18 protein-coding genes, 1 pseudogene and 1 other annotated feature are annotated in these 24,319 nt (G+C 38.6%); of the genes and pseudogenes, 2 read left to right on the top strand and 17 right to left on the bottom strand.

All coding sequences use genetic code 11. The features are described 5' to 3' along the window. Positions 1-27: 27 nt before the first annotated feature. Positions 28-936 carry a DMT family transporter gene (locus ACAN52_RS12325; protein WP_378955121.1) on the bottom strand — a complete coding sequence of 303 codons (909 nt, stop codon included), beginning with the start codon at positions 934-936 and terminating at the stop codon, positions 28-30. A gap of 84 nt (positions 937-1,020) precedes the next feature. Then, positions 1,021-1,521 (bottom strand): nitroreductase family protein, encoded by a 501-nt coding sequence (locus tag ACAN52_RS12320; RefSeq protein ID WP_378955119.1) that lies wholly within the window; start codon positions 1,519-1,521, stop codon positions 1,021-1,023. A gap of 357 nt (positions 1,522-1,878) precedes the next feature. Between ACAN52_RS12320 and ACAN52_RS12315 the strand changes: the two genes are divergently transcribed. Beyond that, on the top strand, positions 1,879-2,883 hold the full coding sequence (locus tag ACAN52_RS12315) for an NADH:flavin oxidoreductase (protein WP_378955117.1): 1,005 nt from the start codon (positions 1,879-1,881) through the stop codon (positions 2,881-2,883). Between the two features lie 145 nt (positions 2,884-3,028). Here ACAN52_RS12315 and ACAN52_RS12310 read toward each other — a convergent pair whose 3' ends face one another. From ACAN52_RS12310 to ACAN52_RS12285, 6 genes and pseudogenes are all read right to left on the bottom strand, one after another. Then, positions 3,029-3,616 (bottom strand): TIGR00730 family Rossman fold protein, encoded by a 588-nt coding sequence (locus ACAN52_RS12310; RefSeq protein ID WP_378955114.1) that lies wholly within the window; start codon positions 3,614-3,616, stop codon positions 3,029-3,031. A 241-nt stretch (positions 3,617-3,857) separates the two neighbouring features. Then, a complete protein-coding gene (locus ACAN52_RS12305; protein ID WP_378955112.1) occupies positions 3,858-7,448 on the bottom strand; it encodes an EAL domain-containing protein in 3,591 nt (1,196 codons plus the stop codon). Between the two features lie 451 nt (positions 7,449-7,899). Beyond that, on the bottom strand, positions 7,900-8,133 hold the full coding sequence (locus ACAN52_RS12300; protein WP_378955364.1) for a helix-turn-helix domain-containing protein: 234 nt from the start codon (positions 8,131-8,133) through the stop codon (positions 7,900-7,902). A gap of 102 nt (positions 8,134-8,235) precedes the next feature. Next, a pseudogene (locus tag ACAN52_RS12295) lies at positions 8,236-9,885 on the bottom strand (2-isopropylmalate synthase); the annotation flags it as partial. Positions 9,886-9,956: 71 nt separating this feature from the next. Continuing rightward, positions 9,957-10,183: a binding site (T-box leader), on the bottom strand. 468 nt (positions 10,184-10,651) lie between these two features. Beyond that, positions 10,652-12,010 carry an MATE family efflux transporter gene (locus ACAN52_RS12290; RefSeq protein ID WP_378955110.1) on the bottom strand — a complete coding sequence of 453 codons (1,359 nt, stop codon included), beginning with the start codon at positions 12,008-12,010 and terminating at the stop codon, positions 10,652-10,654. Positions 12,011-12,056: 46 nt separating this feature from the next. Next, positions 12,057-12,866, bottom strand: a complete 810-nt coding sequence (locus ACAN52_RS12285; protein WP_378955109.1) for a MerR family transcriptional regulator — start codon at positions 12,864-12,866, stop codon at positions 12,057-12,059. A 53-nt stretch (positions 12,867-12,919) separates the two neighbouring features. Between ACAN52_RS12285 and ACAN52_RS12280 the strand changes: the two genes are divergently transcribed. Next, positions 12,920-13,159, top strand: coding sequence for a GNAT family N-acetyltransferase (locus ACAN52_RS12280; protein ID WP_378955108.1), 240 nt, complete (start codon positions 12,920-12,922; stop codon positions 13,157-13,159). Positions 13,160-13,205: 46 nt separating this feature from the next. On the opposite strand, the gene ACAN52_RS12275 is transcribed toward ACAN52_RS12280, so the two are convergent. The 9 genes from ACAN52_RS12275 to tatA all read right to left on the bottom strand — a co-directional run bounded on the left by ACAN52_RS12275 (position 13,206) and on the right by tatA (position 24,266). Next, positions 13,206-15,251, bottom strand: a complete 2,046-nt coding sequence (locus tag ACAN52_RS12275) for an ATP-binding protein (protein ID WP_378955107.1) — start codon at positions 15,249-15,251, stop codon at positions 13,206-13,208. Then, complete coding sequence (locus ACAN52_RS12270; RefSeq protein WP_378955106.1) at positions 15,248-15,571, bottom strand: circadian clock KaiB family protein; 324 nt, start codon at positions 15,569-15,571, stop codon at positions 15,248-15,250. Before ACAN52_RS12270 ends, ACAN52_RS12275 begins: the two co-directional genes overlap by 4 nt. Positions 15,572-15,585: 14 nt before the next feature. Continuing rightward, positions 15,586-15,900, bottom strand: a complete 315-nt coding sequence (locus ACAN52_RS12265) for a circadian clock KaiB family protein (protein WP_378955104.1) — start codon at positions 15,898-15,900, stop codon at positions 15,586-15,588. A gap of 17 nt (positions 15,901-15,917) precedes the next feature. Further along, complete coding sequence (kaiC, locus tag ACAN52_RS12260) at positions 15,918-17,618, bottom strand: circadian clock protein KaiC (protein WP_378955102.1); 1,701 nt, start codon at positions 17,616-17,618, stop codon at positions 15,918-15,920. 452 nt (positions 17,619-18,070) lie between these two features. Continuing rightward, positions 18,071-20,014 carry a methyl-accepting chemotaxis protein gene (locus ACAN52_RS12255; RefSeq protein WP_378955101.1) on the bottom strand — a complete coding sequence of 648 codons (1,944 nt, stop codon included), beginning with the start codon at positions 20,012-20,014 and terminating at the stop codon, positions 18,071-18,073. 571 nt (positions 20,015-20,585) lie between these two features. After that, positions 20,586-21,125 carry a GNAT family N-acetyltransferase gene (locus ACAN52_RS12250; RefSeq protein ID WP_378955100.1) on the bottom strand — a complete coding sequence of 180 codons (540 nt, stop codon included), beginning with the start codon at positions 21,123-21,125 and terminating at the stop codon, positions 20,586-20,588. Positions 21,126-21,522: 397 nt separating this feature from the next. Next, positions 21,523-23,262, bottom strand: a complete 1,740-nt coding sequence (locus ACAN52_RS12245; RefSeq protein WP_378955099.1) for a methyl-accepting chemotaxis protein — start codon at positions 23,260-23,262, stop codon at positions 21,523-21,525. A 341-nt stretch (positions 23,263-23,603) separates the two neighbouring features. After that, entirely contained in the window at positions 23,604-23,840 is a 237-nt protein-coding gene (locus tag ACAN52_RS12240; protein ID WP_378955097.1) for a YgjV family protein, read from the bottom strand. A gap of 234 nt (positions 23,841-24,074) precedes the next feature. After that, the gene (gene tatA, locus ACAN52_RS12235) at positions 24,075-24,266 is read right to left on the bottom strand and encodes a twin-arginine translocase TatA/TatE family subunit (RefSeq protein WP_378955095.1); all 192 of its coding nucleotides are present in this window, start codon (positions 24,264-24,266) and stop codon (positions 24,075-24,077) included. Positions 24,267-24,319 lie beyond the last annotated feature (53 nt).

The following is a 24,319-nucleotide window of genomic DNA, read 5'->3' as shown; positions in this document are numbered from 1 at the left end:
ATATATAAAATAAATTACCCCTTCTAATTAATTACTACAGTTAGAAATGCCTTTTTTCGTAGTCGGTTTTATCCCTCTCCCCTTAGCGATATAAAGACCTGCAAATATAATGACGGCACCCATAAACTGTAGCCACCCAAAACTTTCTCCAAGAAATAGGTAACCGATTGCAACAGCAAAGACTGGTGGCAGGTTATTATATAGCGATGCCTTGGTACTGCCTAATATTCCTGTACCCCAAATCCACAGGCAATTGCCCAAGCAGAGAGGAAATAAGCCAGAATATAAGATGCTAATCCAACCTGCCCAGGGTACAGATTGCCAATCAGTTGCCAGCACGGAGGGAAGTGATACAATTAGGAAGAGTCCAGTAGAAATTAGAAGTATATATGCGGTTATCTGATATGCCGAATAACCATGTATCAGTAGACGGGAAAAAACGGTGTAGTAGCCGTAGCTCATTTGAGCGGCCAGTAGTATCAGTGTTCCAATAATATGTCCTTCACTCAGACTGATTTCTTTACCAGTCCCAGCCACCATAATCACTACTCCAGCAATTGAAATCAGTATACCGACCATCACCATCACGCTAATGCGTTCAAGTCGATGAAAGTGATTAATAATGGCGACACTGACTGGCAGGCAGCCAAGAATGAGTGATGCATTACCTGCTGTAGTCATCTGCACGCCTGCAGTAAAGAAAAGCTGGAAGAAGAAAAAACCCAGACTGGAAATGAGTAATACTTTCCAATCTTCTCGCCTAAGCGGTTGCCAACTCGCCATGCGCCTTAACACTCCCCAACCGACTACCAACGCAACCAACATACGAATTGCATTATAAGGCATAGGATCAACATATAGAAGACCAATTTTCATTGCTGGTGGATTTAATCCCCACAAAAAGGCTACAAAAGCTAAAATTAGATGAACTTGCATTCCAGCTACCCCCAGACGTATTTGGACAATAAATATTTATCAATTCATCATTATTTATCTATAAACTCACCGTGTCTTGCTCAATTAATATCTTTCATAGTGTATTCTATTTGCATCAAATCGGTCTTCAAATTTATTATCAGAAGAATAACCTACTGCTAACAATGCAAACGCTTCCACTCCTTTTGGAAGCTTAAACAAATCCTTAATATATGCCATTCGGTCTTCCTCTGGTGCAACACCCAACCAAACAGCGCCCAATCCAAGTTCTACAGCTTCAAGTAAAATATTTTCCGTCGCAGCAGCTAGATCTTGTTGCCAACAGCTCGGAAATTTAAGGAGTTCTTCCTTAACGAGTACAACAATTCCTAAAGGGGCATTTTTAATAGGTGTGGCATATATAGATGCATTTGATAATTTTTGAAGAGTCTCTTTATTTTCAACAACGATAAACTCCCATGGCTGTTGATTAGCCGCCGACGGTGCTTGCATCCCAGCTCTTAATAGTTTTTCAATTTTTTCTTTTTCTACCAATTTGCCATCATATTTTCTAATGCTTCTTCTATGTTGTATCGCTTCATTCATATACCAAATTCTCCTTATTTTCCATTTTTTACTTTCTATGCTGATATTTTATTACAACTACTATACAATCGCAAGTAGTTCATTTTGTTCATTAATTTTCCATATCACATTATTTTACGTTCAGATAACCAAAATATTATAATCATTTTTCACCAATTATTAAATATATATATTCAAATGCTAAGAACAATACTTCATCTTCTTGAATCATACTATTACTCTCCTTTTAGTTAGTAACTCACGAATAAGTGCATACTATCATCTGATACATATTTATATAATAATATATATAATGAGTTTTCAGGTAGAACCAGCCTACTCAATTGGAATGAAGTTTAAAATTTAAGGAGGCTCCTCATGGCACATTTACTAGAACCTTTACAATCAGGCTCATTAACCCTGCACAACCGTCTCATTATGCCGCCCATGGCTACTGCGAAAGCAGGATCGGATGGAAAAGTAAGTCAAGGTGTATTAGATTATTATAAAGAAAAATCAGAGGGTGGTTATCTCTCTCTCATTATTATTGAGCATAGCTTTATCCAATTGGCAGGGAAGGCCAGTGAACATCAATTATCCATTGCCGATGATAGTGTAGTAGCAGGCTGTAAGAAGTTAGCAGAGATTATCCACAATAACGGTTCCAAGGTCATAATGCAAATTAATCATGCCGGTAGTGCAGCCGATCCGAAAGTTATCGGTACAACCCCAGTGGGACCGTCAGCAGTAATTAACCCACGTAAAGGATCAATGCCTCATGAACTTACCACACAACAAATTACCGAGATTGTAACTGATTTTCAAAAAGCTGCTCTTCGTGTGAAAGAAGCTGGCTTTGACGGAGTAGAAATCCATTCAGCTCACGGATATTTTCTTAATCAATTTTTCTCGCCTTTGACGAATCAACGAAAAGATGAATATGGTGGAACTGTACTTAACCGCATTCGTATTCACCTTGAAGTTATCTCTGCAGTACGTACAGCCGTAGGAGAAGACTTTCCTATTCTGTTGCGCTTAGGGGCATCAGACTTTACTCCAGGAGGAACAACTATCGAAGACAGCCTACTTGCAGCCAAAGAATTTGAAAAGGCAGGAGTGGATATTCTTGATATTTCTGGCGGATTTTGCGGCTATATTATACCAGATGGCAGCGATGAGCAAGGCTATTTTGCACCATTAACTGCTGCAATCAAAAAGGTCGTATCCATTCCAGTTATTCTTACTGGTGGAATTACGGATGCTAAGATCGCCGAGCAACTCTTAGCTGAAGGTAAAGCAGATCTCATCGGTGTCGGTCGGGCAGTATTCAAAAATTCTGAGTGGGCGAAACAAGCAATCGAGACATTGATTGATACTAACTAGTAGCTGCTATGTTTTGACTCCCTGTTCTGTACCATCATATACCGAGTAAATGCTCTTATAACCTCTTAATTCATCCAATTCAAATGGCCTCAACCTTCACAAAAGGTTGAGGCCATTCTTGTACAAAATAAAACCAGATGCGCGTTTAATCCTCTACGTTTGTAAGCCACCGTTTTTCAAACACAGGTGGCTCATATGAATCAATGTAATCTAGAGCCGAAGAAATATCCTCAGTCACAAAGTATAGTTCATTACATTCCGGTTTTGCAAATTGCTGGCTGATGAACGTCTCAAACTGTTCTAGGAGTTTGTCATAGAAATGGTTGATATTCAGAATGACAATCGGTTTGTTATGATATCGCAGCTGCTTTAATGTTATGATCTCCAGTATTTCTTCCAGGGTACCGTATCCTCCGGGTAATGCAATAAACGCATCGGAGCGTTCGTCCATGATTGCCTTTCTCTCCCGCATGCATTTTGTTACAACAAGTTCATCACACCTATCATAGACAATTCCCTTAATATTTAATGCCTCCGGAATAATCCCTATAACCTGCCCATGGTGCTGGTGCACCGCTCGGGCGCAGGCCCCCATCAGACCGGTAAGCCCGCCGCCAAAAAGAAATAGATCCTCTTTCTCTGCGATTTGACGTCCCAGATCTGAGGCTGCATCAAAATAAACGGGATCGATAGCCCAACTGGAAGAACTATATACGCAAATAACTTTATTCATCTATACCTTCTCCTATTTTTACCAAATTATCAGAAGCTCAAAAACATTTTATACTACCATCGTCTGTTTCAACTGTCCACATCCGCCGTGGATATCACTACCGAAGTTATGGAATATCTCCGAGTCAAATAAGTAAATTTTTCAAGAAGTTACTCTGTCCAGTACAGCCTCATCCGGTTGTCAACATCTTATTGCCAGCATTATGTTTGGGATCTTGATTACATAAACTGCATCCTGTCTACTATAAAGAAAGTATCTCAGTATTTTCATTTTGCTTAAAGCAGTTTATCCCCCCCTTATCAGACAGTAATTTTATCGCCTCTGATTCAGGCAGTGGGCGACTGAATAGATAACCTTGGATAAGATCACAGCCATTATCGGCCAAATATTCTAATTGCTCTGGAGTTTCCACCCCTTCAGCGACAACGTTCATATTAATCGTGTGCGCCATATTTATAATGGAGCCAATGATTTTTGCCCCTTGAGCATCAGTTGTTATCATATCAATAAAAGACTTGTCTATTTTAAGCGTTTCGACCGGTAATCTACGCAAATAGGTCAAGGACGAGAAACCTGTGCCAAAATCGTCTAGCGATAGATGCACCCCAAACTCTTTAAGCTCGACAAGTTTGCTAGTAGCATCCTCAATTGACGTCATCAGTAAACTCTCGGTAATCTCAAGTTCAAGTTGCTCTGGCTGGATGCCAGCCGTATTAACAGCACTGCGGACAACAGAGATAAAATCATCCGCAGCTATTTGTTTTGACGATATATTCACGGCGACATGTATTCTCCCCCATCCCTGGTCAGCCAAACGCCGAGCAAATTGACAAGCCTGATACAAAACCCATTGCCCAATACCGTGGATAAGACCAGATTGCTCAGCAAGTGGAATGAATTGTATTGGCGGCACAGCCCCATATTCAGAACTATTCCAACGCAAAAGGGCCTCAAATCCAATCACAGTTCTTTCGGCAGTAACTACCTGAGGTTGATATACAAGGGAAAGTTCTCCCCACGTCAGGGCATAACGCAAACTAGCAGTCAGCTGTATTTTTTTATATGCCTCCGTTTGCATCTCCCTCGTATAGAAACGCCAGCAATTCTTGCTATCTTTTTTGGCCGCATACATGGCATTATCGGCGTTTTTAATAATTTCTTCTACTGTGTCGCCATCGGCGGGGTAAGAAGCAATACCAATACTTGCTGTCATATGAAAGAGTCGTCCAAAAAATTCTTGCTTCTTTCCTAGTGACTTATTTATCTTACGAGCAATTTCTTCGATTTGCCCTCGGTCATACGTACCAGATAAGATTACGACAAACTCATCTCCGCCAATACGAGCCACAAACGCCTTTTCACCTACTCCGTCGACAATTCTATCCCCAGCCGCACTTATAATCTGATCCCCACAAGAGTGACCATAGGTATCGTTGACCATCTTTAGATCATCTAAATCAATAAACAGAATAACGCCCGACGTTTTTCCTGCGCGAGCCCGTTCCATTTCGCCATTTAGCCATTCATTTAAATGATACCGATTTGCAAGCCCCGTCAACAAATCAAAATAGGCCATATGCTTGATCGTTTCCGCCTGCTTTCGCCGTTCTTCTTCTACCCGTACTAGCTCGGTAATATCCTGATTCATGCCGTATTTCTTTATAATTTTCCCATCCGCATCTTTGAAAATACTTCGACGTACAAGAATATTGCGTATCTCACCGTCCCGCCGGATGATTCGATGCCCTATATCACAAAAGTTGAATTCTCCACTGGACGAAAGAAGTTTTTTTTCTTTCTCAAAAATCAAGACATCTTCTGGATGCACAAACTCTCTGATATAGGTATCCAGCGACATAAATCTTCCTTCTCGTGCTACGTCAGTACCATATACTGTGTAAAACTCATCGCTGAATTCATAAAGTCCTGTCTCTAAATTATATTCCCATGGACCTAATTTAGCCAATCCCACCGCTAAGGATAGCTTGTTTCTGTTGGCTAATAAGATTTCTTTCTGCTGGTGCCGCTCCTTCTCCACCTGTACCTGTAGGGTAATATCACGAACAACTACCATATAACATGGTTCCCCATCAAAGTTAAGCATGCTCGCCGACAATTGTCCATATACAATATGTCCGTCTTTGCAACGGAACGGAACTTCCATATTGCGAATTTCACGATGCTTTTTTTGAGCCTCCACTATATGATCACGCATCCATTGATTCTGCCAAAGCCCTAAATCTGTAGGCCTTTTCCCGATAGCTTCTTCTTTAGAAAAGCCACTAACACGGACAAAACCTTCATTCACGTCCACATAGGTTCCATTCATCCGACTGATGGTTATAATATCTGGGCTCAAATAAAAAGCTTGGGAAAATTTTTCCTCCGATAATTTGAGCTTTTCCTCGATTTTTTTAAGCTTCGTTATATCATGAGTGATCGATATAATGCACTGTTCACCGTTAATCGTAACCACTCGCGCTGACATTAAACCACAGATTTTTCTACCATCCTTACAGCAAAACCATGATTCTAGATTATTAACTTCCCTGTGTTTTTTGAGTTCGTTAAGTAAGAAGTCCAGATCTTGCATATCCGCCCAAAGACCTACTTGCTCTCTTGTTCTACTAATCAATTCTTCTTTACTGTAACCCGTGCTTCTACAAAAACTCTCATTCACATCCACATATGTACCATCCATGCGTGCAATTGCGTTGGCACTTGGGCTCATCTGAAAAGCTTTGGAAAATCTTTCTTCAGATTGTCGAACTTCTTTTTCTGCCTGCTTACGCTCTTCTATTTCATTCTGTAACGAGGTTACCAATAAGGTATTACTTAGAGCAAGCGCCGCGAGATCGGCAAATCGCTGCAACAAAGAAAGTTCATCTTCAGTAAGAATCCTGCCTATCTCGGAAAAGGCAAGTCCGATTGCACCAATCATTTTATCTTTGTTTTTTAGCGGAACTAGGATGAAGTAGTATAATTCGTCAAATATTGGATTGGATAAGCGATGCTGCCATGTACTATAGTTCTCAACAACGGCAATTTTTCCTGTTCTATACGCTTGTCCGATAATTCCTTCCCTAATGTCTCCCGTCTCCACAAACTTGTCAAAAAGACCTGTTCCTATTTTTACCGTATATGTCTTTGTTTCTTCGTTCACAAAATGTACAAAACTATTGGGCGCATCAAAAAGTTCCCTAATGCTATCAATAATTTTTTTAAATACATCGTTATGATCGAAGTCAGTCATGAGACTTATCGCTGTATCATGCAATAAATTAAGTACCGCATTTTGATGATAAATTTTTTCTTCTTTCGCTAATAATTCGTCAAATTGCTGCCTTAGCTCTTCTTCCGAAGCGGTAAGTTCCTCATATGCAGCCAAAAGTTCTTCATGTAGCGATTGATATTTTTTTTCGTTAGTTGTTATTAGAATCTCTTTCTTTTCCCCATCAAGCGGCTGGACAATGCTGACTAACATTTCCATTTCCCCAAAAACAGCTTTACAAAAACTTATTTCTACTGGAAAGTCCATCCCATCTCGTCTTAGGTGAACAACATTGTGTAGAGTAACCTCTTGTTGAGCTGTTTTCATTTGCTCGCTAATACGATATTGCTCTTTAGGAGAATATAGATCGTGAGCGCAGAGGCTCTGAAACTCATCTGCAGAATGACCGTAAACATTAGAAGCCGCCTGATTCGCATACATCACTTTACCGCGAACATCAAAAACGAGAATAGCATCATGTACTTGCTCTGCTATGTATGTAAATGCAGCGGGAACTAAACTTTCCATTACTTTCTCATGTTCATCCTTCGTATCATGCACTGCTATCCCTCCGCATTGGTTCACTACATTTTATTCTCCAAGAACGACCGATACGTTCTTGTTATTTTATATTCTCAATTGCATAAAATAACTAATTATAGCTAAATAGTACATTTACTGTAAGCAATTGTCAACTTGTAATATTACTTGATAGTAATTATCGAAATATGCCTCAAAAGAACGTCCCCTCGAGTCTTTTCTTTCCTACATAGTACAGAACTCCTGCCAAATTTTATTTCTAAAAAATTTGGCAGGAGTTCTGTCGTCATTATAAATGGTAAGGTTCCCCGCATTACTAACTATTCAGTTGAGTCTAATATACTATCACTTTATGCCCTTTCAAGTACACTTTGATTAATTTTCTATTATCCTTGCAATTTACCGAGTAGATCATACTTCAATTAATTTAAACAATCAATGGGCCACCTAGTCATTACTGCCATCGCTGCAACTACTTCTTGTTGCGAAATTGAACTGGCGTCATTTCATATTTCTTCTTAAATAATCTATTGAAATGTTCTACATTCTGATAACCTACACAATCGGCAATCTTTTCAACTGTCATACTTTTATTTTTTAAAAGAGTACAAGCTTTTTTCATGCGAATATTTCTAACGATTTCGCCAAATGTCTCTCCTGATTTTTCTTTGATGTATTTGGATAAATACGGGATCGACAGATGCATCTGTTCTGAAAGTTCTTCTAAAGTAACAGTTAAATAATTAGTTTGGATATAATTTATGATTTCATTAATTCTTTCATCTTTGCATTTATCTTCTTGTATTTCCTCCAATTGATTGACAGCTACTACAAGGGCATCTATCGAGGAGGTAATAATGTCGTCGTCAATTCCAACACCCCAGTAAAATTTGTTTTGACAGTTGATTCCCACATAGGAAACCGCCTTAGAAGATGATCCTTGGGAAAGTGCATGTTCTTCATAAATCGCTAATTCATACTGAATATCAAAATATTGTTTAATCGCATTGTTGACAGCATCTAAGCGTCCATTTCCATTTCCGATAATCATTCGAGTCTGCCCCTTATGAAAGATCGTTACTTGGGCTATAATGCCGTCGATTTGCTTAAAGTGAAATTCTTCGATTTGGAAATGGGGAGTATTATTTACATATTTATCTTCAAATATTTGATGTACCCACTCTGGCGACAATTCTTTATGTTCTTTGTCAGAGATTCCTTTGACGGTATAACCGACTTCTTCCTTCATCTTAGTAGGAATAGACATCCCATAATTTTCTTTTAAGATGTAACCAATACCACCTTTGCCTGACTGACTATTAATTCTGATCACATCTGACTCATATTGTCTTCCCACATCTTTGGGATCAATAGGAAGGTATGGAACTGACCATTTATCTGCTTTCTTTTCTTGCCTGTAATCCATTCCTTTAGCAATCGCATCTTGATGAGATCCAGAGAAGGCAGTAAATACTAATTCGCCTGCATAAGGCTGGCGAGCATGGACTTGCATTCTGGTTAAAACCTCATATTTCTCGCATATTTCAGACATATTGCTAAAGTCAAGTTTAGGATCAACACCATGGGAAAAGAGATTCATTGCTAAGGTAATAATATCAACATTTCCTGTTCTCTCTCCATTGCCAAATAATGTTCCTTCAATTCGATCAGCGCCCGCAAGTATTCCAAGTTCCGCATCAGAAACACCGCTGCCTCTATCATTGTGAGGATGCAAACACAAAATTACAGACTCCCTGTATTTCATATTTTTGCTCATAAACTCTACCTGACTTGCAAATACATGAGGCATTGCATTTTCTACCGTTGTTGGCAGATTAATAATTGCCTTCTTATCAGGAGTCGGTTTCCATACATCGAGTACCGCATTACAGATCTCCAATGCATAATCCACTTCCGTTCCTGGAAAACTCTCTGGGCTATATTGGAATGAAAAATTGCCTGCTGTCTCTTCTGCCAATTTTTTCAATAATTCTGCTCCATCAATAGCGATCTGCTTGATTTCTTCCTTGCTCTTTCTAAATACCTGCTCTCTTTGAGCAACAGATGTAGAATTATACAAATGAATTACGGCATGGGGTGCTCCTTTAACAGCTTCAAATGTCTTTTTGATGATATGCTCCCGGGCCTGTGTTAGTACTTGAATAGTTACATCTTCAGGTATCATGTTCCTTTCTATTAATGCTCGTAAAAAGTTATATTCCGTATCTGATGCTGCTGGGAAACCTACCTCAATTTCCTTGAAACCAATATCCACTAGCATCTGGAAAAAATCAATTTTTTCCTCTAAGCTCATTGGTTCAATAAGTGCTTGGTTTCCATCTCTTAAATCAACACTACACCAGATTGGGGCTTTCTCTATATGATCTCTCTTAACCCAGTCATAAGAAACTTTAGGTGGCATAAAATATGCCCTTTCATATTTTTCAAAATTCTTCATGTTATCCTCCATCCTTTCATCTCATACCACGCAAAAAAAATCTTTCATCTCTATAATCCATAACAACGAATTATAGAGACGAAAGACAATGCTCTCGCGGTACCACTCTATTTCATGATCAACATACACTCATAGGCACTACTAATGCCGCTCCCGCTAACGGAGGACTCCGTCATGACTTACTATATTTCAGTCAGAAGCTCCAAGGCGAGTTCACCACATTTGTCATACTGTTTCGCATCACCCAACAGCTTTCTGAAATCAATTTGTGGATACTATTCCTTTTCATAGCTTTTCATATCAAATCATTTATTAAATTATCCAACAAGGTAATTCATTTCAATAGTTATCTTAACATTTTTATAGAACTTCTAATCCTTAATTGAATAGTAACATAGATCTTCCCCATTGCACAGTGATAAATTTAATCATTTATATTGATCTTTTTTAATATTTTTAAAGTTTAAAGAAAGGTTCAAGTCTTTAGAGCACTTCCTGTAGTCTCTTTTGTTTCATTCCAAATAAAACTCGCACCCATGCCAACGGCCTTATCAGTGCTAAATAAATCCCATTATTGCTATTAACGTCGTACTAGAAATAAATATAAATTTGAGCGCAATCCCACTATTCCATTGTATAACGTAAAATCCAATGATCATAATAACCGTCTGCTGAAGCAATAAGTCCCACCCAATCAAACCGAAAGATCTTGCGCTGTGAAATAGTAGCACCGTTATGTGGTGAAAAGGGCATTTAGACGTAATGCCTATTTTTCACCATCCCTGCCATTCATGTTGCTTTCTTGATATTTAAACTGCTTATACATCAATGACACGGTTAATATTAACGTTAATATTTCAGCAACTGGCACAGTTAGCCATATGCCTTTTATACCTAATATGCTCGGCAGTACGGTCAGACAGATACCTATACCTACCATACCTTTACTTATAGCAATCAAAGCAGAGCTCTTTGGATCACAAATAGCAGTAAAATAACCTGAGGCGACAATATTCAATCCACTAACTAAAAATGCAAATGCATATATTTTAGCACCATATACAGCAAAATTAAGAACACGATCATTATTCGCATCAAAAAAAATCATAATTATTTCTCTGGAAAAATTTGAAATAATTATAAAAATTCCCACTCCAATAAAAAATGCTGAAAAAACAGTAAGTTTTAATGCTTTTCTCACACGTTCTACATTACCTCTCCCATAGTTATAACTAATTATGGCACCAACGCCATCTGCTAATCCTATCAAAATATTATTTCCAATAAACGATAAATAGCTAATAGCTGTAAAGGCCGCTATACCTATCTCTCCAACATAACACATCAGCGTAATATTGAATAAAAACGTCGTAATACCAGCACATACCTCTGTTAATCCTTCTGCAGATCCATTATACATAATGTTACAAGCTATCGTTTTCTTAAAACTGCCTCTAAATAATTTTACAGTGGTTCTCCCTGTTATAAAAGGAAGTAAAGCCATAGCAAATGCAATACAATAACTTAATCCTGTAGCAAAAGCAGCTCCTTTAATTCCCATTCCTAATTGTTTAATAAATAGGTAATTAAATATAATGTGGCTAATAATAGCAACCAGCAAAACCATCATAGAATAGATAGGTTTCCCCATGATCTTTAACACGTAGTCTAATACAAACATTAATCCTAATAATGGTAAAAATAATCCTACACAGCTTACATACGTGGTTACCTGTGGCATTAATTGCTCGTTCGTTCCCAAAAAAACTGCTATTTGTTTTGTAAAACCTACAGCAATTAATAAAAGTAATATCGAAATGCTTGCCATTATAAGAAGAGATGTCTTAAAGGTATCGTTTGCCGCCTCAATATCTCCTTCTCCTAATCTTCGTCCTATAATACTCTGTGTACCGATGCCTATTACAACACCAACCGCAATCATTACACTCATAAAAGGCATAGCAATATTTACGCTTGCTAAAGCATTCATCCCAATATAGTTGCCAATAAAAAAGCCATCAACAATTGTATTTAGTCCCAAAAATAGCATCCCCGCAATGGAAGGAATGCTATATTTCAGAAACAGCGTAGAAATTTTCTCTTTTCCCAGTATATTTTCCTCCAAAGTTTATCACCTCTATAAGATGATAAACCTTGGAGTAACTCAAAGGTCAAGGGTTATTGTCTATTTTAAGCCAAACTTCATAGTAGTCAAGGCGATCTTTATGTGCGCTTGCTATATATCTCCCAATCATTGGTCCGTTTACCTTTCTACCTGTTGCCTTTAGAAAATTTAAAGCGTTATTCAACATTTCATTTCTTTCTTCTAAATAGCTTGTTCCTATTACAGTATATAAATATTCTGCCTCGCTGAGAGACGAAAGTTCATTTTGTTCTGATTTACTCAGTACAAAAACATTTTGCTCCTCAACACTTATTCCTATTTGAGCCGAACAAAAGTTAGGATTTGTTAAAAGTTCTTCCTGCGAAACGAAAAGAGTATATTGTATACGGTCATTCATCCAATCTTCTTTTTTATATTTGCGAATCATGGTAACTAGATCTTTGGTTTGCCCACTTATTAGCTTATATTTAAAGGTGGGGGCAGTAACAATTTTGAACTTACCCACTAGTTCTTCGCATAGTTTGTATTGAGAAGTAGCTTGATTGATCAACTTCTGTAGTTTCATTAAATTTTGTATCCGATTTTCAATTATATCTTGATTTTGATAGAGTATGTTTTTAATATCATTAATATCCAATCTTGTTATAATCCGCTTGATTTCTTTAATAGGTAGCTCCATGTTTCTAAAAAATAATATATCCATAATTTTAACAATTTCATCATAGGAGTAATATCGATATCCGTTTTCCTTATTTTTATTCGCTGAAAGCAAGCCTGCCTTTTCATAGTATCGAAGTGTATCAGTCGACACACCAAATAGTTTCGCTACTTCACCAATAGCCCATTTCTCATTCATTTTATTTCTCCTACTTAACAAAACTAATTATACTAATCCTATTAACGTAAAACTTGATCAACTCTATTAAGGATTTTTTGAAGGACATTCAAAAAGGCGATCTTTATGTAAGTAAACGAAACGGAAATTTAGTAGGTTTTGCTTGCATTAACAAAATTGAACCCGCCGAATACACCAGTTTACCCTGGTCGATACAGAAAACTGCTATGATTGTCCACCGTATGGCGGTAGCTCCATCTTTTCGTAAAAGCGTGATGGGCACAGAGTTAATGCTTTTTAACCATTATAAATGATACGGTTTTGCGTATCACCTCTAACGGATACTAGTATTTTTATCATTTATTTTGATAGCCATTTATTAATTACGTCAATAAATTCCTTTAGATCAATTGGTTTTGAAACATAACCATTCATACCTGCTGCCAAGCATTTTTCCTGATCTCCCTTTAGAGCATATGCCGTCATTGCAATAATTGGCGTGGAGAACTTCATATTTTTTTCTTTTACTCGAATCATTTCAGTAGCAGCATAACCATCCAAATATGGCATATTAATATCCATTAATATCAAGTCAAACTTTTCCTGCTCAAAGGCAGTAACAGCTTGCTTTCCGTTTTCTACTGCAACAACCTCAAATCCATTTCTCTTTAAAATAAGAGTTACCATATTCCTACTGACTAGATCATCTTCGACAACTAATATTTTTCCATATTTTGGATTTTTATGTTGAGTGGATTCATTATCAATATTGTCTATTTTTTTTATTGTTTCTTCTTGCAGTTCAAATACAGCAGTAAAAAAGAAAGTACTTCCAATATTTTCTTTACTTTCTACACCAATTTCACCATCCAATATTTCAATGATTTTTTTTGAAATTGCAAGTCCAAGCCCCGTCCCACCAAATTTTCTTGTATGAGAATCATCTACCTGGCTAAACCGTTTAAAAAGTTTATCCAATTTTTCTTCTGGAATTCCAATTCCTGTATCTCTTATAGTGAACTTCAATTTTATTTTTTGGCTAAGTCTCTCCTCAATACCAACATTAATCACTATTTCACCCTGATTTGTAAATTTAATTCCATTCCCTACTAAATTAGAAAGCACTTGCCGTAGTCGAACGGAATCGCCAATGATCTGATCTGGTATTGACCGATCAACATGTAATGTAACACTTAACCCTTTTTGCTTGGCACCTGTATCAAATAATTCTAGGACTTCATGCATTGTGTTTTGAAGGTTAAAGGGAGCTTTTTCCAAAGTAATTTTACCAGCTTCAATTTTCGAATAATCCAAAATATCGTTTAATACTCGAAGCAGTGCCATTGTTGATGTCTTCACAATATTTAGACATTTTCGTTGTTCTTCTTGCAAGTCTGTCATGAGAGTTATATCTGTCATTCCAATAATTCCATTCATCGGCGTTCTAATCTCATGGGACATATTGGCAAGAAATTGACTTTTTGCAGCATTTGCTACTTCTGCTCTTTCCATGGCAAGGATCATTTGGGCCTGTATCTTTTTGCTCTCTGTAATATCTGCAAGTGTGACTAAAAATCCCATGGGTTCCGTAGGTTTCATTCCTGTTAAAAGGCCAACGCTAACCGATAAAGTAAAAGTCTTGCCAACATGGTTCGTGTAACCAGCTTCAATACCCTTGATATTGCCCTCCCGTATAGCATCTTTAATTGAGAACGGTCTTCCATCCTTCTCCCAATAGAGTGGTATGGCCTGCTCAAAAATACCATCCAAAATTTCTGTCCCAAATAACATTGTCGCAACTCTGTTAACCCGAACAATCTGACCAGTCACATCGCAAACGATAAACGCCTCAGCTGCCTGATCGAATACTCGGTACATGAATCTTTGCTCATTACGTTTTTGCTCTGTAAGGTCGGTTACTATCATGTAAGCAAATTGTTGTTCCTCAAAGCAATAATTCACTGAGACCAATACTGGAATTGATATGCCGCTCATTGCTTTAAGACTGAACTCTCTTTTAAAACGTTTCCTATTACTTGTCACTAATCGTCGAAAGACCTCCGCCTCTACTGGGGAAAGTAGTTCATAAATTGATATTCCGATCACTTTCTCAAGAGGCTTATGTAGCATCTGGGCGAAATTTCTATTGCTGAAGAGAATCACTCCGTCTTTACTGAGGGTAATATAACCGTCTTGCATTTCTTCGACGATTTCGCGGTAAACATAGTCTGCACCATGTAAAATATAAACCTGTTCTCCTTCTTTTGCGGAGATTAGTAGAGCGTCTACCTCACCCTCACGGATAGCATTTATAATACTATTAGTCTCTTTCAGTTGCCAATGAAGTTCATTAATTTCAGCCATCAATTCTTTTCGTGTCTTGGATTCGTTACCCACTATCGTCACCTATCTCCCCCCAGTGCCAGCAGAATCTCATGTTTATTTGACATGTCACCGATAAAAATTCGTACAGGCTTTGGTGATTTTTTTATCAAAGTTGGAACAGCGATAATCTGGTCGTCTTTAGCGGCTTGGGGTTGTTGGAAAATATCGACTACTTTGAGATCACAATTTCCTAGTAGCAAATTCTCACATAGATTTCTTACGTTGGCGACTGCGTGTTGTGATCGTGGGGAAGAGCCAGCTATGTACAGACGAAGTTCATAGGTTATTGGGGCGGAGCCAGTCGCTTCACCTTGTCTATTGTACTCAATCTGTCGTATCATCTCTATCCAACTCCTCAGTTCCGAATAATGTTCAATCCTACCAGTACACGCTCCACATTGGACAAATCCCCGATAATTTTGGTGAGCGGAGGAGGAAGTCGTCGTACAAGAGTTGGAATTGCTAAGATTTGATCAGTCCTTCCCACCTCCGGATTTATCATTAAATCGACTACTTCGATACTGTACTTACCCTCTAAGTGAGTTTGGCAAATCTCACGTAAGTTGTTAATCGCCCGCACCGATTTCGGCGTCTGGCCGGCGATATATAAACGCAGCAACCATAGTTCTGGCTCTGCTGGGCCCTGGCCTAACTCTTCATCTATACTCATTGTCGCCCTCCCAAAATCTATTTATCCCCTTTACGCAAAACTGCAATGTCCTGCCGGGTTTGTGAAAGAGCGGCAGCCTCCATCTTTTCTTCTGTAATCCGTTTCTCTAGTTCTTCCAGCTCAGCTTCAAAGACCAGTTTTAGTGCGTTAATCTCTGCCTCCATCTTCTCGCGTTTACGCTCTACTTCACGCTGTTTCCGCTCGATTCCTTGCTGATTTAACAGACGCCGTGCCACATCCTTTTCCTCCTGGGCGAATCGGGCCGAACCAGTAAGGATACCCTCTGTCCCCCTGTATACATCGACAAGTTCGATGCCATGATCTGTCAGGATAAACTCACGAATTTGGTTGGAATGGGCCATACCGCGTGATTTAATAATATACAGTCCCCGGTTCCGTTCGCCGTTGATTTCGATGTCCCTTAACGCAAGCCAAGTATCGATCAGGGAAGAGGTCTTTACTTCGGTCTCTTCGACTTGTTCCGGCGAAGATAAATTGGTAAAAACAGTAGTAATTCCCTGCAGTTTTAGAAAATCTAGAAGCCGTGTCAGCATGATTTTCACTTCAGGATTTTCGCCGGCTGCGGTTAAATTGGAAATGGGATCAAGAACTACCATCCGTGGTTTGAACTCATTTACCTGCTTGTAGATCTTGACCAAATGCATTTCCAGTCCCAAAAGGGTAGGCCGAGCCGCAATGAAACGTAGCAGTCCCTGATCTTCCCATTGCTGAAGCTGAAGACCAACACTCTCCATGTTGCGGATGATCTGGTGCTTGGATTCTTCAAACGCAAAATACAGGCAACGGTCGCCTCGATGACAAGCGGCATCGGCCACAAAAGCGGCTAAGGTCGATTTTCCTGTGCCGGACGTACCGGAAATTAAAAGACTGCTACCGTCATAAAAACCTTCACCACCCAGCATGGTATCTAAACGATCGATACCTGAAGAGATCCGTTTAGTCGAAGCCTGTGCCGTGAGCCCCACCGACGTAATCGGCATAATACAGATTCCTTCCTCGTCGATGAGAAAGGGGTATTCGTTTGTCCCGTGAGCGCTGCCTCGATACTTTATAATCCGCAGCCTACGGGTGGAGATCTGATCCAGTACTTTGTGGTCAAGCTGGATCACACAATCAGAAACGTATTCCTCAATACCATGGCGAGTTATGGTGCCGTCACCTTTTTCACCAGTTACGATAGCAGTAACGCCTCTATCCTTCAGCCAACGAAAGAGTCGGCGCAGCTCCCCCCGGATGATAGCATCATTGTTCAAGCCAGCGAACAATGCCTCGATGGTATCTAACACTACACGTTTTGCACCAATTGAACTGATGGCATAGTCCAATCGTACAAAGAGCCCTTCCAAATCATATTCACCAGTTTCAGTAATTTCACTCTTATCGAAATACACATAATCCATGCATATCTTTTTCTCAGCCACCAGCCCTTTCAGATCAATACCGAGTGAAGAAAAATTTTCGACCAGTTCACTTTCATTTTCCTCAAAGGACATAAAGACACCGGGTTCATTGTAGAAAGTGGCGCCATTCACTAAAAACTGCATCGCTAATAATGTTTTACCACAACCAGCGGAACCACATATCAGCGAGGTGCGGGATTGTGGCAATCCACCATTAGTAATCTCGTCCAAACCCTGTATACCTGTAAGGCATTTCTGTAATTGTTGCTGATTATGCCTGCCTATTGTATCTTTCATAAAAACCACCATCCCAATCAAATTTTCCACTACACAATTTGATGTATCCTTTGCTCAGATACTCTATCTAGCTATGTTTTCGGCATCGTTTTTACAGTAAAAATAGAAGGTACACGATCCCCACTTTTATCTCAATTAACGGTATAATACATATAAAGAATATCTAATTTATAATCAATAAGTACTATGTTCAAGATAGATTATGCAATTCCTGCGCAATGTATCGAATAATAAAAAAAGATGCCATTTATTGATATAATTTGACTAAACTATAGGAAATACGCAAATTCTCTCTTATTTTCGCCATAAAAAAAATCAGTCTCCCAATTACAGTTTGTATACTTCTAAAGGTTTTTTCGCTAAAGATATCAAACTTCATCAAACTCACTCAAAAATAAATAAGACATAGACTGCTTAGAGCAACCTATGTCTTACTCACTTTTCATATATGCTTATATTCTAAACCTTTGAATAGCACCTTGCAAATCTTGAGCCATTTTTGCAAGACTCTGACTAGAAGATCCTATTTCTTCCATAGAAGCCGACTGTTCTTCAGTAGATGCCGATACAGTATGGGTTTGTCCCGCTGTTTCTTTACTGATCTTATGAATAATTTCCACAGAAGCAACAACCTGGTCACTTCCACTTGCCAATTGTTGAATTGCAGCCGAAATTTCTTTCACTTGGCTTGATACCTCATTAACAAGTTTCATGATGTTATTAAAGCCTTCTCCTGTACTGCTTACAACTTCAGTTCCAATCTTAACCTCTTGCGTACCTTCATTCATTGCAACAACAGCTTGATCTGTGTCATTTTGAATTTCGCCAATAAGATTGGCAATTTGCTTCGTTGCCTCCTGGGATTGTTCGGCAAGCCTACGTACTTCCTCAGCCACTACAGCAAACCCCCTTCCTTGCTCACCTGCGCGAGCTGCCTCAATAGCAGCGTTTAAGGCAAGGAGATTCGTCTGTCCTGCAATACCGGAGATAACATCTACAATTTGTCCAATCTCCTTAGACCGATCGCCTAGCTGCACCACTATATTTGCTGAATGAGTAACCGCCCTTTCAATATTTACCATCTGGGAGATAGCCGTAGCAATTGACTTCGAACCGTCTTCAGCTGCCACCGATGTTTTCTCAGATATTACAGATGCGGCGCTAGCGTTTAAAGCCACTTGCTGAATACCTGCTGACATTTGCTCGATAACCACAGTTGCCTCCCTAACAGCATTGACCTGATTTTCTGCTCCCTGTGCAACTTCAGTAATAGCGATAGCAATCTGACTTGTAACCTGAGAGGATTGCTCTGCACCGGCTGTCAGTTCCTCGGAGGACGCTGCAAGTTGTTCAGCCGATTGGGAGATATTAGATACCAGTTTTCTTAGGTCATTTACCATCTCATTAAAACTGCTAGCAAGATCACCCATTTCATCTCGTGTTGTTATATCAACTTTATCGACTGCTAAGTTGCCGTTTGCAATTTCTCTGGCGTGATTACATACCATTTTTATAGGCCGGACAAATTTATTTGATATGAAGTATCCTAACGTGCCTATGATAAGGATCAATAAAGTAAGAACTATAACAAATCGTTTCTGCACAATTTTTATAGGCGCCATTACTACATCCTTGGGGACTTCAGAACAAATAATCCAACCAGTCTTAGCATCATAGGTGTAATAGACAAATTTAATATTCCCTTGATCATCTGTAATCGTTGTAGTACCATTCTTACCTGTGAATCCATCTTGTATATAACTTTCCTGGTTTACATCTTTATGCTCGGCTGCAATGTTAGAATCAGTATGAGCCAAGATTTTCCCTGAACGATCCACTATATAAGCTATAGACTGCCGCCCCGCTCTTTCTCGCAAAAAGTCATCTAAGACAGATAGCGGCAGGGCTCCTTGGATGACACCCGTAATAGTTTCTGGATTTTTAAGTGGCACGGCTAATACTACTATTGGCTTTCCATCTGACATACTAATGATAACATCAGATACCACTTCCTTACCACTTATTGAATCTTGAAAAAACTGTCGATGAGCTGCATTCCCAAGTTTTTGATTATCATCACGAAAACGTTGGTTCCCCACTTTATCATCTACAACCAGCTCTAACTTTGGATAGAGTTTCCTAGCATCTACTAAATATGATTTTCCATTAGGATCCAAACTAATAATGCTAGGATTCTGAGCAAGTACCTTTAACACCACAAAGTGCATATCAAGATAATGGCTAACATCATTGCGTACGGCAGATAATATTTCCATATTTTTTTCATTATATTCTTGTATCGTTTGATTATAGATTAAATTGTAGTAATAAAATGAAGATAATATTAAAGGTAGACAGCTAACAATTAAAAGTATCATAATAATCCGTTTTTTCATGTTTTACCTCCAAGTGAATATTCCTTTGCACTTTGCTGTACAATAAATGTAAGTACTAGGTTCTCTCTTTCCTATCGCCTCCCTATCCCTTACCAAGCCTATCCACGAGAACTAGAAGTCCTTCTTCCCTCACCCTCCAGTGATATCAGCACATGCAGAATTATAATGTTCTCATATGTGAATTTTTTTCATATATGAGAACATTATAATCCATATATTTCTACATAATATATCCTTTTCCTGCATTTTTATTTTTATCCTATTTTATTCAATCTATATACAGTCTTTCCTCGGCAACATTTTCTCATTATTTTGCAAATTGAATCACTTATTACCCAACCAAAATAAAAGACATCAGCCTTTATTATAAAAGAGTTGATGTCTTTTTTCGCCGTTATAGATGCTACGGTTCTGTGTATCAGTTATAACAGAGAAACATGGTAATGAGTCGCCCTCATTGCTCTTGAAAAACTTAGAATAATCCTATGATCTCTTATCCCACAATAAAAACAACCAATTCTATATCTTTGAGAAATAATACACCTGTCCCTAGGTATAACTTATTTCTTCGTCACGCATCCCAATCGTCTCTTACTTTAGAATAAAGTAAATGCTCCATATCCCTACCATTGTAATGTTTGATAAACGAGCTTTCATATTTCATTTCCACATTTTCAGCGACTCTAAGTGAAGCAAAGTTATTTGTCCGTATGCATGCATACACTTTATCTACATGCATCTCTCCAAAGGCATAGCTAATCAACGCTTTACTACCTTCTGATGCAAAGCCTTTGTGCCAGTATTCCTTTTTTAGCATGTAACATACTTCTAAAATGCACGTCCCCTTCATGTCACTCCAATGCAAGCCCATTTGCCCTACAAAATCGCCACTTTCTTTTGAGATAGCCGCAAAATATCCGACGCCATCATAACGATAATATTCTAGTTGTCTCTCAATCCAATCCTTGATTTGCCGTTCCGAAAAGGTATGCTCCCAGGCATACATCACAGTTGGATCGGTAAGCATTCTGGAAAGATCGTTAAAATCAGCATATGTAATTTTTCGTAATAATAGCCGATCACTCTGTAATACGATTTCAAAATTCTGCATAGCGTCCTCCTGCATCACCTTGTGTAAACCACAGCAAGGTAAGTGTGTATTTGTTTTTAAGATATAGTATCTAAAATAATTTTATAAATCGATGTGACGTGTCAAAGAACCATCACCTGAATCATTCGCTGTTCCTCAAACCAGAGTTTTTCCGTCGATGTTCTTTAGATTCCACCTCACGGTGGACACCTTTTTCTTAAACGTTGGCACGATCAACCCCTCGGACTTCTAGCGACAAGTAAGGACTCATGCTAGGCGCACTAAAAGAAGGTTCTGCCAGTCCCGGCAGAACCTTCTTTTCTTACCTTCTGAACAAATTGCCGATATCCAAAAGTATGAATACCCTATTTTCCTCTTTGCCAATTTCCCGGATAACTAAATTTACAAATCCATCCTTTTATTTTTTCCACTCTTCATATGTATATACACAGAATCTGTCTACGGTCGCTTGCAATTCTAACGCCATTTTTGACAATGACTCACTTGCATAAGCAACTTCTTGCATTGATGCCGTTTGCTCTTCGGTGGCTGCCGAGACACTTTGGGATTCAGCTGATGACTTTTTACTGAGTTCATCAATCTTCATCATAGAATTAACAATTTTCTGACTTCCCGATACTACTTCCTGAAGAGAATTTGAAATTTCTTTGACTTGAGATGAAACTTGTGTTACTAATTCCGCAATCTCCTGGAATGCGACCCCTGCAGCATTGACCACTTCAGCCCCAGTCTTCACTTCACGAGTGCCATCATTCATAGCGCTAACCGCATCTTGTGTATCTTTTTGAATTTCACCAATCAATTCAGCAATCTTTTTGGTCGCCTCCTGAGACTGCTCAGCTAATTTTCGCACCTCTTCCGCTACTACAGCGAAACCTCGCCCTTGCTCACCAGCCCTGGCGGCCTCAATAGCAGCGTTAAGAGCCAAAAGATTGGTCTGCCCAGCAATTCCAGAAATCGTATCAATGATCGCTCCAATTTCTTTGGAGCGATCACCTAACTTTGAGACTACTCCAGCAGACGTGTTAACTGTATTTTCAATATTCCCCATCTGTGTAATGGCTTTATTAACAGCTTTGCCTCCCTCTTGGGCCTTATAAGCAGCTTGCGCTGACTGTTCTGCAACATGATTGGTATTTTTGGCGACCTGTTGAACATTATTTGTCATCGTTGCCACTACTGCGGATGCCTCATTGGCAGCAGCCAATTGCTTATCTGCACCATTTGCCACATCAGTTATTGATATCGCTATTTGATTGGTCGCCTGGGAAGATTGCTCAGCACTAGCAGTTAACTCTTCGCTAGAAGATGCAACGTGGTGCGCTGCTACATTGATCTTCACCATCAAATCATTTACCTTTTTTCGCGTCATAAGCAAGGCATCCGCTAAATGTCCTATTTCATCCTTTTGTACAACACGTTGTGGCTTTTCACAAAAGTCTCCATCAGCTAATTCTTCACAAGTAATCGTCAAAGCTTTTAGTGCTTTGGTGATTACTTTGGTGATCATCAAACCAGAAATAACAAGTATGATTAATGAGATTAATGCAATTCCATGCATAATCATCACAGCGCGTTGAAACGAAATCTCATTATTACGCTTAACTTCCTCTGATGATTTAGCAAAATAGTCAGTAATATCTTCGATAGTTTTAATATATGCATTACTAAATGGATCAACTTGTACCGTATAAAGTGCATATGCTTCAGCATTTTTGTTCTCCAGTGCCAAAGCGATAACGGGCTCTCGTGCAACAAGATATTTTTGTCTTGCCACTATAACTTTTTCTAACAGCTCTTTCGCTTTAGGGTCAAGCTGTATTTTATTCACTTTTGCAAAATTTTCGTCGATTTCCTTTCCTCTCTGCTCAATAAAGCCCTTAAGCGCTACATTTTTCCGATCATCGTCGGTTAACATCAATTCCAGAACCGCACCATTTGATGATACAATATGAGATCTCGTTTCATTTAGTATTTTTATTGGCATTAGTTGATCATCATACATAATGCCCATATAGCTGTTTGACTCTTTCAGATAATGATAACCCGTATAATCTACAGCCCCTAAAGAAACAAGTCCGACTATGATAAGGATTCCTAATTTGAAGGTCATTTTTAAGTTTGCTATCCATTGCATAATAAACCCTCCCATTATATTTTGCATTTATCAATATTTTTCGTCAATTTTTTACCAATTCCTTCTATAATCACAGTATTTTTTGAAATGAACTACTGTACAAATCTTTTGCACCATTAGAGGAGACAGGTGTAGTATTTTGAGAAACTGTGCCTGTCCCCCTGTTTTTGTAGAAAAATTAACAATTACTTCAAGATAATTGTTAATTCTACATTATGACACTGGGACGTCAGACCAATGTCAGATGGATTCACGAATTAACAAAAATCTGTCAAAGGATCTCTCAAAGATTGAAGAGATTACGGAGGGATCTCCAGGAAGTATCTCAGACGATATATCGTTTATTCAGCCTGCTTAGAAGTATTTTTTTTAGTCAAATAATATACATTTATACAGACTGTGAATAAATTAATCAAGGCCACTGGTATTGCATTTATAGCAACAGCATAGATGACAAAACATATGCCACCTACCATGTTCATAAAACGCAGTTTGTTCATAGATTTCATTAAGAAAGAAATAGCCACTAGAACTGAAGCCAAATACCCTAAACACTCTACAAAATTGATGTTTTCCATATTACCTCAACCTTTCTTTATCTTTTTACAAAATGAATTCAACTACTACCCTTGCACTATTAACAGTAAATTAAAAAGCATCTTCTCCTGTTTGATAAAGAAACAGGAAAAGATGCTTTTGGGCGTTAAACTTGTTTTAATTTTTAGTCAGCCTTTTGATTCTAATACAATTCTATACTCTTACAAAAAATCCTTTTTTATTTATAGTGTACGGACATTGAAAACTGTACAACCTCACCTTTTCTCTACAGGCACTTGTTCAACTTTCACTAATTCATCTTTAATAGCCTCGCCAGTTGTTGCTCTTTTAAATTCTTGGATTCCCTTTCCCAGTGCTTTACCCACTTCAGGCAACTTGCCAGGACCAAAAACTACCAAAGCAATTACTAGAACCAATGCCAATTCAGGCATACTGAAATTTAGCATATATACCCCCCTCTCATATAAATTCATAAGTATATTATTAAATTGCTTTTGAG

The organism is Pelosinus sp. sgz500959 (assembly GCF_042610375.1).
In the GTDB taxonomy this organism is placed as follows: Bacteria; Bacillota; Negativicutes; order DSM-13327; family DSM-13327; genus CTSoil-075.
Note: the sequence above shows the minus strand (reverse complement) of the source record. Positions and strands in the feature narration are given on the sequence as shown.

Coding starts and splice junctions, on each gene's coding strand:
- ACAN52_RS12270 (WP_378955106.1), bottom strand. CDS start 15,571: ATGATACGACAGATTGAGTACAATAGACAAGGTGAAGCGACTGGCTCC.
- ACAN52_RS12300 (WP_378955364.1), bottom strand. CDS start 8,133: ATGCATCTGTCGATCCCGTATTTATCCAAATACATCAAAGAAAAATCA.
- ACAN52_RS12245 (WP_378955099.1), bottom strand. CDS start 23,262: ATGCAATGGATAGCAAACTTAAAAATGACCTTCAAATTAGGAATCCTT.
- ACAN52_RS12240 (WP_378955097.1), bottom strand. CDS start 23,840: ATGGAAAACATCAATTTTGTAGAGTGTTTAGGGTATTTGGCTTCAGTT.
- ACAN52_RS12255 (WP_378955101.1), bottom strand. CDS start 20,014: ATGAAAAAACGGATTATTATGATACTTTTAATTGTTAGCTGTCTACCT.
- ACAN52_RS12310 (WP_378955114.1), bottom strand. CDS start 3,616: ATGAATAAAGTTATTTGCGTATATAGTTCTTCCAGTTGGGCTATCGAT.
- ACAN52_RS12320 (WP_378955119.1), bottom strand. CDS start 1,521: ATGAATGAAGCGATACAACATAGAAGAAGCATTAGAAAATATGATGGC.
- ACAN52_RS12325 (WP_378955121.1), bottom strand. CDS start 936: ATGCAAGTTCATCTAATTTTAGCTTTTGTAGCCTTTTTGTGGGGATTA.
- ACAN52_RS12315 (WP_378955117.1), top strand. CDS start 1,879: ATGGCACATTTACTAGAACCTTTACAATCAGGCTCATTAACCCTGCAC.
- ACAN52_RS12285 (WP_378955109.1), bottom strand. CDS start 12,866: ATGAATGAGAAATGGGCTATTGGTGAAGTAGCGAAACTATTTGGTGTG.
- kaiC (WP_378955102.1), bottom strand. CDS start 17,618: ATGAAAGATACAATAGGCAGGCATAATCAGCAACAATTACAGAAATGC.
- ACAN52_RS12250 (WP_378955100.1), bottom strand. CDS start 21,125: ATGCAGAATTTTGAAATCGTATTACAGAGTGATCGGCTATTATTACGA.
- ACAN52_RS12265 (WP_378955104.1), bottom strand. CDS start 15,900: ATGAGTATAGATGAAGAGTTAGGCCAGGGCCCAGCAGAGCCAGAACTA.
- tatA (WP_378955095.1), bottom strand. CDS start 24,266: ATGCTAAATTTCAGTATGCCTGAATTGGCATTGGTTCTAGTAATTGCT.